Here is a 12,692-nt window from a genome sequence, read left to right on the forward strand (position 1 = left end):
AAGGCTAAAATAATGAAGGATACTGATATTGTTATACTTGGCGCAGCAAGGACAGCTATTGGCTCGCTTAATGGCTCCCTTGCCAATATATCCTCACCTAAACTGGGATCTATAGTGATTAAATCACTTCTTGAAAAGTCTCATATTCCGGTAAAAGAAGTGGATGAGGTTATCATTGGTCAGGTTTTAACGGCGGGGTGTGGGCAAAATCCAGCGCGACAAACATTAATTCATTCCGGTATTTCACAGGATGTTCCCGCGCTGACAATTAATAAAGTTTGTGGCTCAGGAATGAAAGCATTACAGCTTGCATATCAGTCATTAAAGTGCGGTGAAGCTGAGCTGATTATTGCGGGCGGGCAGGAAAATATGAGTCAGTCGCCGCATATTCTTCCTCACTCCCGTAATGGAATGAAAATGGGTAACTGGGAAATGCAGGACAGCATGGTTAATGATGGATTATGGGATGCATTCCATGATTATCACATGGGGATGACTGCGGAAAATATCGCGGAGAAATATGGTATTACGCGTGAAGAGCAGGATGAATTTGCGCTGGCCTCGCAACGTAAAGCTGCTGCTGCCCTTGAGGCTTCCCGTTTTGTCAGTGAGATTGTGCCGGTTGTTATTATCAAACCCGGTAAAGAGACCATCGTAGTTGAAAAAGATGAATTTCCGCGTCCACAAACCACGCGTGAAGGGCTGGCAAAACTACGCCCGGCTTTCAAGAAAGAGGGAACCGTAACCGCCGGCAACGCTTCCGGGGTAAATGATGGCGCGGCCATGGTTATTTTGGCTACCGCGAAAAAAGCCAGAGAACTGGGTATTACACAGCTTGGCCGAATCGTTGAATTTGCAACCTCAGGCGTTGCACCGGAAATAATGGGAACCGGGCCGATTGAAGCTTCCCGAAATGTACTTAAAAAATCAAACTGGCAGGTCAGCAACCTTGATCTTATTGAAGCCAATGAAGCGTTTGCGGCGCAGGCTATCGCGGTTAACCGTGAAATGGGCTGGGATCTGACGAAAGTGAATGTTAATGGTGGTGCCATTGCTCTCGGTCACCCTATTGGCGCGTCTGGTGCCCGTATTTTTGTGTCGTTAATTCATGAAATGCAGCGCCGGAAAAGTAAAAAAGGTCTGGCGACATTATGCATTGGCGGTGGCATGGGCATTGCTGTCACGGTTGAGATGGATTAACGCGGCGATCCGGAATTTTATTTGATACAGGAAACAGGTCATGGAAGAAAAAATTGCACTGGTAACGGGCGGAATTCGGGGTATTGGTGAAAAAATTAGCCTGCGATTTCTTAAAGAAGGTTACCAGGTCGTTGCGTTTGATAATGATGCCAGTCGGCTGAACGACTGGGCTGAAACGCAAAAAGCAGCAGGCTTTGAAAAAATCGATACGGTTGTTTGTGATGTCAGTAATTATGAACAATGTCAGTCTGCCGTTGCCTCGGTATTGAATAAATATGGCCACATTGATGTGCTGGTCAATAATGCCGGTATTACCCGTGATGCAACATTCAAGAAAATGGATAAATCCCAGTGGGATGCAGTGATTCAGGTTAACCTGAATAGCATGTTTAATATGACCAAACCGGTGATTGACAATATGTTAGCCAATCAACGTGGTCGCATAATTAACATGTCATCCATTAACGGTCAGAAAGGGCAGTTTGGTCAGGCTAATTATTCTGCGGCTAAAGCAGGCGTTCACGGTTTTACCAAAGCGCTGGCGCAGGAAGTTGCGCGTAAAAACATTACCGTAAACACCATTTCTCCAGGATATATCAATACGGAAATGATGCAGGCGATTCCGGATGATGTGCTGGAAACTATTAAAGCGCAAATTCCGGTTGGTCGTCTTGGTGAAGCCGATGAAATCGCAGAGCTTGTGTTATATCTCTGTGGTGATAAATCGGGTTATATCACCGGCTCTAATATTGCCATTAATGGCGGCCAGCATATGTGTTAACAGGTAAGTGATTGCCGAATTTCAGCAGGTATGATGGCTCATACCTGCTGAGCTTTTAGTGAGTATTCAGGATATTCCATTATGCTAAAGCAGCTAGATTCATTTTTAGAGTTAGCCAAAAGAAAAAGTCAGAAAACCATTGCAGTAGCTGCTGCGGAGGATGCTTTTGCACTCGATGCAATCAGGATGATCGTCGTGCAGGGGTTAGGTCGCGCTATTTTAGTCGGTTGCCGCGAAAAAATCGTCACCATTGCCGGGCGTCTGGATTTTGATATCAGAGAAGTTGAAATCATTGATCTTCCCGATAAAACGCAAGCGTGTAATAAAGCTGTGGAGCTGGTGAAGTCAGGAAAGGCCGATATTTTAATGAAGGGCTTGGTCGACAGCCCCGTTTATCTGCGGGCCATCCTTAATAAAACCTTTGGGATTGCTGCATCCAGCCTGGTCACGCAGATGGCTTTTATTCAGAGCCCTTTTTATAGAAAGTTATTCGCGATTACTGATGCCGGAATTAATATTTCCCCGACAAAACAGGATAAAAAAATCATGGTTACGCAGTCGGTGGATTTACTCCACCGGCTGGACATCAGTAATCCGAAGGTTGCCCTCATAGCTGCCGTGGAACATGCCACGCCTGCAATCCAGGCAACGATAGATGCAGCGGAATTAAGCGAAGAACATTTTGATAATTGCATCGTTGAAGGGCCGCTCTCTGTTGATCTGGCGTTTAGCCACGATTCCTGCCGGCATAAAGGGCTGGATACGCAGGTCGGCGGTGATGTTGATTTAATCGTGCTGCCCGATGTTAACAGCGCGAATGTCTTCTATAAGACCGTCATGCAGCTCGGCAGCGGTTCAAGCGCCAGCGTCCTGACCGGCACTTCGGCTCCTGTCGTATTTACTTCGCGTTCGGACACGGCCACCACGAAGTATTTTTCTATTGCCTGCGCGATAGCTCAGTGTAAGGACTAGTTATGTATATTCTGGTCATTAATCCTGGATCAACCTCAACCAAGCTGGCGATTTATAACAACAGAACGCAACTGGTTTGCCGGACATATAACCATAATGAAGCTGAGTTAGGTCCGTATTCAAATATCCTGGAACAAAAACAATTCCGCAAAGAAATTATTCTTGGCATGTTGCATGAACACGGTTTCAGAACCAAAGATATGGATCTGTTTGTCGGGCGCGGCGGGCTGGTCCGCTATCTTGAAAGTGGTGTTTACCGTATTAACGACGCTTATTTACATGATGCAAGCGTGGGTCTTAACGGTGAGCATGCTTCAAATCTTGGCGCTATTCTGGCCTGGGAACTGGCAAAAGACGCTGATAAAGAGAATATGGCTTATACCGTTGATCCGGTGGTGGTGGATGAGTGTGATCCTGTTGCTAAAATCTCCGGCATGCCGGAAATATCGCGGGTCGGCGCTTTTCATGCCCTTAATCAGAAAGCGGTTGCTCATCGTTACGCCATTCAGGTGGAAAAACCTTATGCCAGCCTGAATTTAATTGTTGCGCACCTCGGCGGCGGTATCAGCGTCGGCGCTCATCGCGATGGCCGGATTGTTGATGTGAATTCCGCATTAGGCGGCGATGGACCGTTCTCGCCGGAACGCGTGGGTCGTCTCCCTTGCCTGGCTTTATTAACCCTCTGTTTTTCTGGTGAATATACCTATGATTCGCTGAAGAAAAAGCTCATTGGTGAAGGCGGTGTGTTTGGCTATTTAGGCACGAAAGACATTCGCGATGTTGAGCAGCTAATCAGCGATGGAAATCAAAAAGCGTTAGAGGTGCTTGAGGCGATGGCTTACCAGGTCGCAAAAGAGATCGCCTCATGCGCGGCTGTTCTCGCGGGCCGCGTCGATGCCATTATTCTCACCGGAGGCGTTGCCCGGAGCGGCAGAGTGATTAATGACATTCGTAAACGCATCGGCTTTATTACCCCTGAAATTATCATTTACCCCGGCGAGGATGAATTATTTGCTCTGGTTGACGGAGCACTGTCGGCAATAGAAGGCCGAAGAGAATTACTGGAATATTAATAGGAGAATATTATGTTAGATAAAAGTAATACAACACTGACTCCTGACAGAACAACACTGGTCGAGTCAAATGGCTGTGTTTATCTTTCTTTCGCATTCAATGATAAGAAAGACAATATGTTAATTAAACTTGGTTTGTTTGAAGTTAATTATCTTGCCGATGAGTTTGATGAATTAAATCAAAGGATCCTTATTAGCTCTGAATATAATTAGCCAACACGCTAATCACAAAATTCTGTGCTACGGACGTTATTCCTCAGTAACGTAAATAAGCAGGCATGCAGCCACAGGCAAACAGGAAGCGCTTCTTTCTGTTTGCCTGTTTTTTCAGGCGCGCACTTTCATGGTGATAAAACGACCAGAGTTGTGGAAATCACGCCTTTACTACCGGGGATGGTTTTGACCGGGCTTTGCGGGTTCCTCAATTCGTCGGCACAATGCGGTTTGTAAGCTGCTTAGCAAACTTATGACATTGATTTGCCATAAATTTGCTAATGACAATTTGCTATAAGCCAGATTTTTTCGTTGTTAGACAGGGTGCGGTGCGGCTTTTATCGTTCGTCATGATTTGTAAATTCCACGCAATCATTTGATGAGGGAGCAATTTTGTCCAGCTTACTGAATAGCTTAAAAACAAAACCCACGCGCTTTACTCTGGCGCTGAAAATCGCGTTACTCAGCAGTGTGGTGGCTTTCTCTTCAGCCTCTTTCGCCGATGAACCCTTAAAAGAGGGTATTACGCCAGCCACCGATGCCAGCCAAATTCCGGCGGCGGCTAAGCTGCGTAAAGACACGGTGGTGGCAGGCATCTCTGAACCGCAGGGTATTTTTAACCCCTATTTCTTTGTTAACGGCTGGGACGAAAACGTCACCAACGTGATTTTCTCACGCCTGATCGACTGGGATAGCCACGGCAATCTGGTGCCTGGCCTGGCGGAAAGCTGGAGCGTCAGCCCGGACAACAAGGTCTACACCATTAAGCTGCGCCCGAACCTGACTTTCAGCGACGGTTCGCCGCTGACTGCCGAAGACGTGGCGTTTACCCTGACCGTGCTGTATGACCCGAAATATGATGGCGATACTGACATCACCCTCGCCAATATTGCGGGCGGCGCGGAGTATAAAGCCGGAAAAGCCGATAGCGTCAGCGGCCTGAAAGTGATCGACCCGCTGACCTTACAGGTCACCACCACGCAGCCAGGCGCGACTACGCTGGCGAAAATCGGCGGCCCGGTGCTGTCGAAAGCGTATTACGGTAAAGAGTATCAGCGCGGTAACCTCGATTATCTGCGCACGTTGCACGGTAAACCGCTGGGTAACGGGCCATATGTCTATGAAAAATACATTCCGGGCCAGGAGATCCGTTTCCACGCCAACACCCATTTCTACCGTGGCACACCGCCAACGCCGCGCTTTATCTATCGCGTAACCAACCCATCCACCAACTTCCAGTTGTTCCAGACCGGCGAAACCGATTACGACTCGTTCACTTCGCGCCCGGATGATATCGAACAACTGAAAATGCTGGGCTTCGCCAATATCAACCTGTTTGGCTCCAGCGACTACAGCAAAGTGGAATTCAACGTGCGCCGCCCGGCGTTGCAGGACGTGAAAGTGCGGCAGGCGCTGATTTACGGCCTTGACCGCCAGAAGCTGATCGATGTGGTTTATCAGGGCTACGGCAAAGTGGCGATTGAACCTATTGCCCCGATTTCATGGGCGTATAACACCGACGGCGTGAACCCGTACAAATTCGACCCGGCACAGGCGAAGAAACTGCTTGATGAAGCAGGCTGGAAACCGGGGCCGGATGGCATCCGCGTGAAGGACGGTAAACGTCTGGAGCTGACGCTGCTGGTGAGCAAGAAAGTGCTGAACGATGCGCTGATCCCCATTGCCAAAGAGAACTGGCAGCAGATTGGCGTGCTGCTGAAACCGCAGGTGGTGGATTTCAACGCCCTGATGGCGCAGCGTAAAGCGGGCAACTATGACCTGGCCTCTTTCAGCACCAGCACGCTCAACGATCCGCATGATGGCGTGTGGGATTACTACAGCACGGAAGCGAAAGAGTCCGGCTATAACAATCCGCAGGTTGATAAGCTGATCAACGAAGGTAATGCGGTGCTCGATGTGGAAAAACGCAAACCGATTTATCACCAGCTGTATAAAGTGCTGGCGGACGATCCACCGGCGATTCTGCTGGGTAACCGCGAGATTTTGTCGGCCAGCAGCGCCCGCGTCACCGGCTTTAAGCCGGATATTTACAACGGACTGACCGGTAGCCTGCCGGATGTGAAAATCGTCAAGTAACACCAACAACTGCCGGGGCTCCCCGGCAGTTGTCATGAGAAAGCTATGCGAAATTTTATCCTCAGGCGACTGCTGCAAACCCTGCCAATGCTGCTGCTCGCATCACTGATTATTTTTATGCTGTTCGCGAAAACGCCGGGCGACTTTATCGACGGTAACATTACCCTCACCGCCGCCCGCGCCGCCGAACTGAAAGCCATTTATGGCCTCGATCAACCGCTCTTCACCCGCTATCTGCACTGGCTCGGCCAGTTGCTGCGCGGCGATTTGGGGTTCTCGCTGCAATACCAAATCCCGGTGAGCCAGCTACTTAACCAGTACATCTGGAACTCGTTCCTGCTGGCAAGCGTTGCGCTGGTGTTTTACTGGGGCATCGGGCTGGCGGTGGGCATTGCCTCAGCGCTGAAACCCAATTCGCTGTTCGATCATCTGGTCAGCGTGGTGGTGTTCGCCGCCATGTCATTCCCGACCTTTTTCCTCTGCCTGTTGCTGATTAAGTGGTTCGCGGTCGATCTGCACTGGTTGCCGGTGGGCGGCATGACCAACACCGGCAGCGACGACAGCGGCTGGGCGTGGGTGATGCAGGTTGCGGCGCATCTGGTGTTGCCGGTCATGGCGCTGGTGATGTTGCAGGCGGGCAGCCTGACGCGCTACTTCCGCGCCAGCATGCTGGACGTGGTGAAGATGGATTTTATCCGTACCGCGCGCGCCAAAGGGCTGCGCGAACGTACGGTGATCCTCAAACACGCGCTGCGCAATGCGCTACTGCCGATCATCACCCTGCTCGGTTTTGAGCTGCCAGGGTTGTTTTCCGGCGCGATCATCACCGAAAAGGTGTTTAACTGGCCGGGTGCGGGGCATATCCATATTGATTCGCTGGCCGCCCGAGATTATCCGGTGCTGATGGGGTTCACTCTGTTTCTGGCGGTATTAACCATTGTTGGCAACCTGATTGCCGATGTGCTGTACGCGTGGGCCGACCCGCGTATTCGCGTGAGGTCGTGATGTTCGGTTCCCTTTTCTCAACCAATCGCCGCCTGCGCAAGGCGGAAATTCCGGCGCTGGCGCAGGCCACGCCCTCTCCGTGGCGCCAGGCGTGGAAAGCGCTGCGACACAATCATCTGGCGATGCTGTGCCTGGTTCTGCTGGTGGTCATGACCATCTGGTGCGTGCTGGGGCCGGTGTGGTCGCCGTGGAAAGATGACGCCACCGACGCGCTGATGATCAACAAACCGCCTGGCGCAGAGCACTGGCTGGGCACCGATTTTCTTGGCCGCGACATCTATACCCGTCTGCTGCTTGCCGGGCGTATCTCGCTGATTATTGGCCTGCTGACCATGCTGATGTCGGTGGCGCTGGGCTACCTGCTGGGCGCGATCTCCGGTTATGCCGGCGGCTGGACGGACAAACTGATTATGCGCCTCGCGGATCTGGTGATGACGATTCCCAGCCTGCCGCTGCTGATTGTCGCCGGAGCGATGTTGTCAGAGCTCGATTTCTCGTCCGATTCGCGCATCTATATGGTGGTGGTGATGCTCAGCCTGCTGGAGTGGCCGAAGCTGGCGCGACTGGTGCGCGGGCAAATCCTCTCGCTGCGCGAACGCGATTTTATGCTGGCGACCCAGGTATTGGGCCTCTCTTCGCGCCGCCGCCTGTTCGGCCATCTGTTGCCGAACACTATTCCCATTCTGGTGGTGATGGCGACGATGGCGGTGGCGAATGCCATCCTGATGGAATCTGCGCTCAGCTATCTCGGCCTTGGCGTCGTACCGCCAACGCCCTCATGGGGCAATATGATGGATGCGGCCAACAGCCTGATCGACTTTCAGCGTCGCCCGTGGCTATGGATGCCGCCGGGTATCGCCATTTTTCTGACCGTCATCGCCATTAACGTGCTGGGTGATGGCCTGCGCGATGCGCTGGATCCGAAAATGAAACGGAGCCTGAAATGAGCGAGCCGCTAATTACCTTTAATAACTTATCCATCTCCTTCGCCAGCGAGCAGGGGCGCGTGCGCGCTGTACAGGATGTCTCATTTGCCATTCAGGCCGGGCAAACTATTGGCGTGGTGGGTGAATCCGGCTGCGGCAAAAGCGTTACCGCCATGTCGCTGATGGGGCTGTTACCGCCGCAGGTTGCGCGTATCGACGGCGGAGAAATCCGCTTTCAGGGCACCGATCTGCTGCGCCTGAAGCCGTCAAAAATGGCCGATCTGCGTGGTAATCAGTTAGCGATGATCTTTCAGGAGCCGATGACGGCGCTCAACCCGGTGCTGACCATTGGCGAGCAGCTCTGCGAACCGCTGATTCGCCATCGCGGCGAAACACCAAAAGCGGCCTGGGCGCACGCCACGCAACTGATTGCCGATGTCGGGCTGGCGCGAGCAGAGAGCCTGATGAGCTGCTATCCGCATCAGCTTTCCGGCGGCATGTTGCAGCGCATCATGATTGCCATGGCGCTAAGCTGCCAGCCGAAACTGCTGATTGCCGACGAGCCAACTACGGCGCTGGATGTCACCGTACAGGCGCAAATCCTGCGCTTACTGCGCGACCAGGCGCGGGCGCAGCAGATGGCGCTGATGCTGATCACCCATGATTTGGGCGTTATCGCGCAGATGGCGGAACACGTCGTGGTAATGTACGCCGGGCGCATCGTTGAGCAAGGTCCGACCGCCGATGTGCTGCGCAACCCACTGCACCCTTATACCAAAGGGCTGATCGCGTCGCGCCCTGTTCCGGGCGAGCGCCGACGCCGCCTCTATTCCATTCCCGGCCAGGTGCCGGATCTGGCCGAACTACCGCCGTACTGCGCGTTCTTCGATCGCTGCGAACGCGCCACGCCGCAGTGCCGTGCGGGTATTCCGCCGCTGATCGGGCAAACGCGGCAAGCCGCATGTATTCACAGTGAGTTAGCGGAGCCGGTCGCATGAGCCAACAATATGTGATTGAAGTGGATGGTCTGAAAAAGCACTTCCCGCTGCGCGACGGGCTGTTTGGTCAGGAAACCGGACAGCTACGCGCCGTGGACGGCGTCAGTTTTAACATTCGACCCGGCACCATTTTTGGCCTGGTGGGCGAATCCGGCAGCGGTAAAACCACCGTCGGACGCACGCTGCTGGGGCTGTATGACAAAACGGCGGGTAGCGTGAAGTATCGCGGTCAGGAGTTGCAGGATCTGACGCCGAAACAGATGCGCGCGCTGCGCCCGAAAATCCAGCTGGTGTTTCAGGATCCTTACAGCTCGCTGAATCCGCGCATTCGCATTGGCGATGCGATTGGCGAAGCGATGCTGGAACACAAGCTGTGCAGCAAAGCGGAACTGCGCGATAAAGTGCTGGAGGTGATGAAAATCTGTGGCCTGGCCCCGCAGCATTACAATCGCTTTCCCCATGAGTTCTCCGGCGGCCAGCGCCAGCGTATCGGCATTGCCCGCGCGCTGATCCTCAACCCGGATTTTATTATTGCCGACGAACCCATCTCGGCGCTGGATGTCTCCATCCAGGCGCAAATCATTAATCTGTTCTCCGATTTGCGCGATGAGCATGGCGTCACCTTCCTGTTTATTTCTCACGATCTCGGTGTCGTGGAGCATTTGTGTGATGACGTGGCGGTGATGTATCTGGGGAAACTGGTGGAAACCGCTAGCCGCGATGCGTTGTTCAGCCAGCCGCTGCACCCTTACACCCAGGCGCTGCTGGCGGCGGCGCCAACGCTCGACCCGGAAAGCGAACCCGTGGCGGTGGTGCAGGGGGAAATCCCCGATCCGTCGCGCCCGCCTTCCGGCTGCCGCTTCTCTTCACGCTGCCCGCAGGCAACGGAACGCTGTCGTACTGAAATCCCGGAACTGCGTGAAGTGCGCCCCGGCCATCAGGTGGCGTGCCACTGGGTGGAGTCGTGGCAATAAAAAAGGGAGGCTTCCGCCTCCCGGATTGATCAATTCACTTTCGGAAAATCCACCACCGTATCATTGACGCGGTTAATCATATTGGTGAACAGAATCGCGCTGACGGCGCTGATGGTTTCCACCACCTGTCGATCGTCGAAACCGGCATTGCGAAAGGCGGCAACGGTATCGTCAGCCAGTGTGCCGCGCGTGGTGACCAGCGTTTGCACGAATTTCACCAGCGCATCAATGTGCGCATCCTGCGGGTATTCGCCGCGACGCAACTGCCGGGTCTGCTCTTCGCTGTAACCTGCACCTTTTGCTGCCAGTGTGTGGGCGGCCAGGCAATAATCACAGCCGCTTGCTTCGCTGACGGCAAGGTTAATGGCTTCACGCTCTTTGGCGCTCAGGCTGCTTTTCGTCAGCATGGCATTATGTTGCAGCGCCTGGCCCAGCGCCTCCGGCGAGTGGCTGCCGATAGTCAGATAAGCATTCGGCACTTTGCCCATTGCGCGTTTGATGGCAGTAAATAATTCTGCGGCTTTACCGGTGGCTTCTTCAGCCTGAATGTGGGTTAAACGGCTCATGATTTGCTCCTGTTCAGTGTTAAATGAGGGCCGCTGTGGCGGCGTTGGGCTTATGTTAGGCTGCGCGGACGGTGTAGAATGCGCCAAATCGTCTCTGTTTTTTGTCTTATCGTCTCAGGGGAAAGATGGATACTCTCAGCCAGATGCTCACCCTGCTTGCGCCGGTCTGTGCGGTGAATCTTCACTGCCGTTTCGCCGGGCGCTGGCAGGCCGATCACGTTCAACTTGCGCCCGGCGCGGTGCCCTGGCATGTGATCCTGAAAGGGGAAGCACGGCTGAATGTGGCGGGTAAAACCTACGATGTGCGCGCGGGAGACGTGCTGCTGCTGCCGCACGGTTCTCCGCATCTGTTGCAGGGGCTGATTGACTGGGGACACCTTGCGCCGGTGTCCAGCCAGTACAACGGCACGCTGACGGAGGTTGTGGCGGAAGGTGAAGGCAGCGCAGTGGAAGTGTTATGCGGCGAGTTCAATTTTGGCCCGCACAGCGGCTGGCTGTTTGCCCATGAAGTCGATGTTGTCCATTTGCATACCGACGGGCAGCAGGATTTCCCGGAGCTGCAAACCCTGCTGGCGATGCTGGTGCGTGAAAGCCTGAGTAACCAGCCCGGCGGGGCGAAGATGGTACAAAGCCTGGCGATGTCGTTTTTAACGATGCTGCTGCGCATTTTACTGGCCGCACAGGAGCCGCCAGCCGGGCTGTTGCGGTTGATGAGCGATCCGCGCCTCGCGCCTGCGGTACTGGCGGTACTGGCCGAACCAGCGCAGCCGTGGACGCTGGAGACGCTGGCACAGCGTTGCTTTCTCTCCCGCGCAACTTTCGCCCGCCATTTTTCCCGCTGTTATCACCTGACGCCACAAAGTTGGCTGACGCAAATCCGCCTTGCGCAGGCCGCGCGTTTGTTGCACCAGCAGCGTGGTCTGACGGTCGATGTCATTGCAGAACGTTGCGGGTTTCTCTCCCTCTCTTCGTTTTCCCGTGCGTTTAAGCAACGTTACGAGCAAACACCTGCACAATACCGGCGAACATAGCTCACATATTCATGGCAGAAAAAGGCGAACGGGACGATGTAATGAAAATCATCATGGATGCACTGTTGGTGATTTCCGGGTTGTATTAAACCCGGTTTACGTTGCAGGCCCGGTAAGCGTCGCGCCACCGGGCATAGCGGGGTTAGATAAAGGTGAAGATTTCGTCGCGCGGCAGGCGGGATTTCGGCAGGGCGGCGTTGAAGTCTTTATCGCTGCGCACGCCGAGCGAGACCAGCACCACGCTGGTCAGCCCTTTTTCACGCAGGCCCAGCGACAGATCCAGCGCGCGCTGGTCAAAACCTTCCATTGGCGTGGCGTCAATGCCAAGCATTGCCGCGCCCAGCAGAAGGCCGCCTAACGCCAGGTACACCTGTTTCTCCATCCACTGCGGCAGATCGCGCAGTTCGTAGCGATGCATATCGACGTAAGAACGGCGGCTTTTATCCTGGCCCGCCTGCGCGCCTTCTGCGACAAAGCGGCCATCTTTCTGCTCCTGCGCGAGAACGTTTTGCAGGTGTTTGTCGTCAATATCACTGCGGATGCACAGCGCAATCACATGCGAGGCGTTCAGGACTTTCGGCTCGTTATAGGCAAAAGCGCCGGTGGTGGATTTGGCAATGGCTTCACGCCCTTGCGCCGTGGAGGCGACAACAAAGTGCCACGGCTGCGAGTTAACGGAGGAGGGGCTGTTTTGCAGCACGTTCAGCAGCGTTTCGATTTTATCCTGCGGCAGCGTCTGGCCGGGTTCGAATGCTTTTACGGTATGGCGGGCAACGACGGCATCATCAAGGGTCATTTTTTCTCTCCTGGTGAAAATATGAACAAATCAGGGACGGTACTGTTGATTGCAGCGAGC

The 12,692-nt window shown here is 53.8% G+C and carries 13 protein-coding genes; 11 read left to right on the plus strand and 2 right to left on the minus strand.

Annotation, left to right across the window (positions count from 1 at the left end):
* Positions 1-12: 12 nt before the first annotated feature.
* The 10 genes from CWM66_RS13315 to CWM66_RS13355 all read left to right on the plus strand — a co-directional run bounded on the left by CWM66_RS13315 (position 13) and on the right by CWM66_RS13355 (position 10,239).
* Positions 13-1,200, plus strand: a complete 1,188-nt coding sequence (locus CWM66_RS13315) for an acetyl-CoA C-acetyltransferase (protein ID WP_107146759.1) — start codon at positions 13-15, stop codon at positions 1,198-1,200.
* Between the two features lie 40 nt (positions 1,201-1,240).
* Complete coding sequence (gene phbB / locus CWM66_RS13320) at positions 1,241-1,981, plus strand: acetoacetyl-CoA reductase (protein WP_071921720.1); 741 nt, start codon at positions 1,241-1,243, stop codon at positions 1,979-1,981.
* Positions 1,982-2,062: 81 nt separating this feature from the next.
* Positions 2,063-2,953 carry a phosphate acyltransferase gene (locus CWM66_RS13325; RefSeq protein ID WP_107146760.1) on the plus strand — a complete coding sequence of 297 codons (891 nt, stop codon included), beginning with the start codon at positions 2,063-2,065 and terminating at the stop codon, positions 2,951-2,953.
* Positions 2,954-2,955: 2 nt separating this feature from the next.
* Complete coding sequence (gene buk / locus CWM66_RS13330; RefSeq protein WP_107146761.1) at positions 2,956-4,026, plus strand: butyrate kinase; 1,071 nt, start codon at positions 2,956-2,958, stop codon at positions 4,024-4,026.
* Positions 4,027-4,038: 12 nt separating this feature from the next.
* Complete coding sequence (locus CWM66_RS28790) at positions 4,039-4,239, plus strand: hypothetical protein (RefSeq protein WP_007369437.1); 201 nt, start codon at positions 4,039-4,041, stop codon at positions 4,237-4,239.
* Between the two features lie 393 nt (positions 4,240-4,632).
* Entirely contained in the window at positions 4,633-6,336 is a 1,704-nt protein-coding gene (locus CWM66_RS13335; RefSeq protein ID WP_007369438.1) for an ABC transporter substrate-binding protein, read from the plus strand.
* Positions 6,337-6,381: 45 nt separating this feature from the next.
* Positions 6,382-7,341 (plus strand): ABC transporter permease, encoded by a 960-nt coding sequence (locus tag CWM66_RS13340; protein WP_007369439.1) that lies wholly within the window; start codon positions 6,382-6,384, stop codon positions 7,339-7,341.
* Positions 7,341-8,288: an oligopeptide ABC transporter permease gene (gene opp4C, locus CWM66_RS13345; protein WP_199200045.1), complete on the plus strand. Its 948-nt coding sequence runs from the start codon at positions 7,341-7,343 to the stop codon at positions 8,286-8,288. The genes CWM66_RS13340 and opp4C overlap by 1 nt, the downstream gene beginning before the upstream one ends.
* Positions 8,285-9,265 carry an ABC transporter ATP-binding protein gene (locus CWM66_RS13350; protein WP_107146763.1) on the plus strand — a complete coding sequence of 327 codons (981 nt, stop codon included), beginning with the start codon at positions 8,285-8,287 and terminating at the stop codon, positions 9,263-9,265. The genes opp4C and CWM66_RS13350 overlap by 4 nt, the downstream gene beginning before the upstream one ends.
* Entirely contained in the window at positions 9,262-10,239 is a 978-nt protein-coding gene (locus CWM66_RS13355; protein ID WP_107146764.1) for an ABC transporter ATP-binding protein, read from the plus strand. The genes CWM66_RS13350 and CWM66_RS13355 overlap by 4 nt, the downstream gene beginning before the upstream one ends.
* 29 nt (positions 10,240-10,268) lie before the next feature.
* On the opposite strand, the gene CWM66_RS13360 is transcribed toward CWM66_RS13355, so the two are convergent.
* Positions 10,269-10,805, minus strand: a complete 537-nt coding sequence (locus CWM66_RS13360) for a carboxymuconolactone decarboxylase family protein (RefSeq protein ID WP_007369443.1) — start codon at positions 10,803-10,805, stop codon at positions 10,269-10,271.
* 125 nt (positions 10,806-10,930) lie between these two features.
* Between CWM66_RS13360 and CWM66_RS13365 the strand changes: the two genes are divergently transcribed.
* On the plus strand, positions 10,931-11,836 hold the full coding sequence (locus CWM66_RS13365) for an AraC family transcriptional regulator (protein ID WP_107146765.1): 906 nt from the start codon (positions 10,931-10,933) through the stop codon (positions 11,834-11,836).
* Positions 11,837-11,978: 142 nt separating this feature from the next.
* Here the strand turns inward: CWM66_RS13365 and CWM66_RS13370 are convergent, their stop codons facing one another.
* Positions 11,979-12,632 carry an oxygen-insensitive NAD(P)H-dependent nitroreductase NfsB gene (locus tag CWM66_RS13370; RefSeq protein ID WP_007369445.1) on the minus strand — a complete coding sequence of 218 codons (654 nt, stop codon included), beginning with the start codon at positions 12,630-12,632 and terminating at the stop codon, positions 11,979-11,981.
* Positions 12,633-12,692 lie beyond the last annotated feature (60 nt).

This window comes from Kosakonia sp. H7A (genome assembly GCF_003028445.1).
GTDB lineage: Bacteria > Pseudomonadota > Gammaproteobacteria > Enterobacterales > Enterobacteriaceae > Kosakonia > Kosakonia radicincitans.

What these genes read in the sequence shown, in the direction of transcription:
- CWM66_RS13315 (WP_107146759.1), top strand. Translation starts at nt 13, where the DNA reads ATGAAGGATACTGATATTGTTATACTTGGCGCAGCAAGGACAGCTATT.
- phbB (WP_071921720.1), top strand. Translation starts at nt 1,241, where the DNA reads ATGGAAGAAAAAATTGCACTGGTAACGGGCGGAATTCGGGGTATTGGT.
- CWM66_RS13325 (WP_107146760.1), top strand. Translation starts at nt 2,063, where the DNA reads ATGCTAAAGCAGCTAGATTCATTTTTAGAGTTAGCCAAAAGAAAAAGT.
- buk (WP_107146761.1), top strand. Translation starts at nt 2,956, where the DNA reads ATGTATATTCTGGTCATTAATCCTGGATCAACCTCAACCAAGCTGGCG.
- CWM66_RS28790 (WP_007369437.1), top strand. Translation starts at nt 4,039, where the DNA reads ATGTTAGATAAAAGTAATACAACACTGACTCCTGACAGAACAACACTG.
- CWM66_RS13340 (WP_007369439.1), top strand. Translation starts at nt 6,382, where the DNA reads ATGCGAAATTTTATCCTCAGGCGACTGCTGCAAACCCTGCCAATGCTG.
- opp4C (WP_199200045.1), top strand. Translation starts at nt 7,341, where the DNA reads ATGTTCGGTTCCCTTTTCTCAACCAATCGCCGCCTGCGCAAGGCGGAA.
- CWM66_RS13350 (WP_107146763.1), top strand. Translation starts at nt 8,285, where the DNA reads ATGAGCGAGCCGCTAATTACCTTTAATAACTTATCCATCTCCTTCGCC.
- CWM66_RS13355 (WP_107146764.1), top strand. Translation starts at nt 9,262, where the DNA reads ATGAGCCAACAATATGTGATTGAAGTGGATGGTCTGAAAAAGCACTTC.
- CWM66_RS13360 (WP_007369443.1), bottom strand. Translation starts at nt 10,805, where the DNA reads ATGAGCCGTTTAACCCACATTCAGGCTGAAGAAGCCACCGGTAAAGCC.
- CWM66_RS13365 (WP_107146765.1), top strand. Translation starts at nt 10,931, where the DNA reads ATGGATACTCTCAGCCAGATGCTCACCCTGCTTGCGCCGGTCTGTGCG.
- CWM66_RS13370 (WP_007369445.1), bottom strand. Translation starts at nt 12,632, where the DNA reads ATGACCCTTGATGATGCCGTCGTTGCCCGCCATACCGTAAAAGCATTC.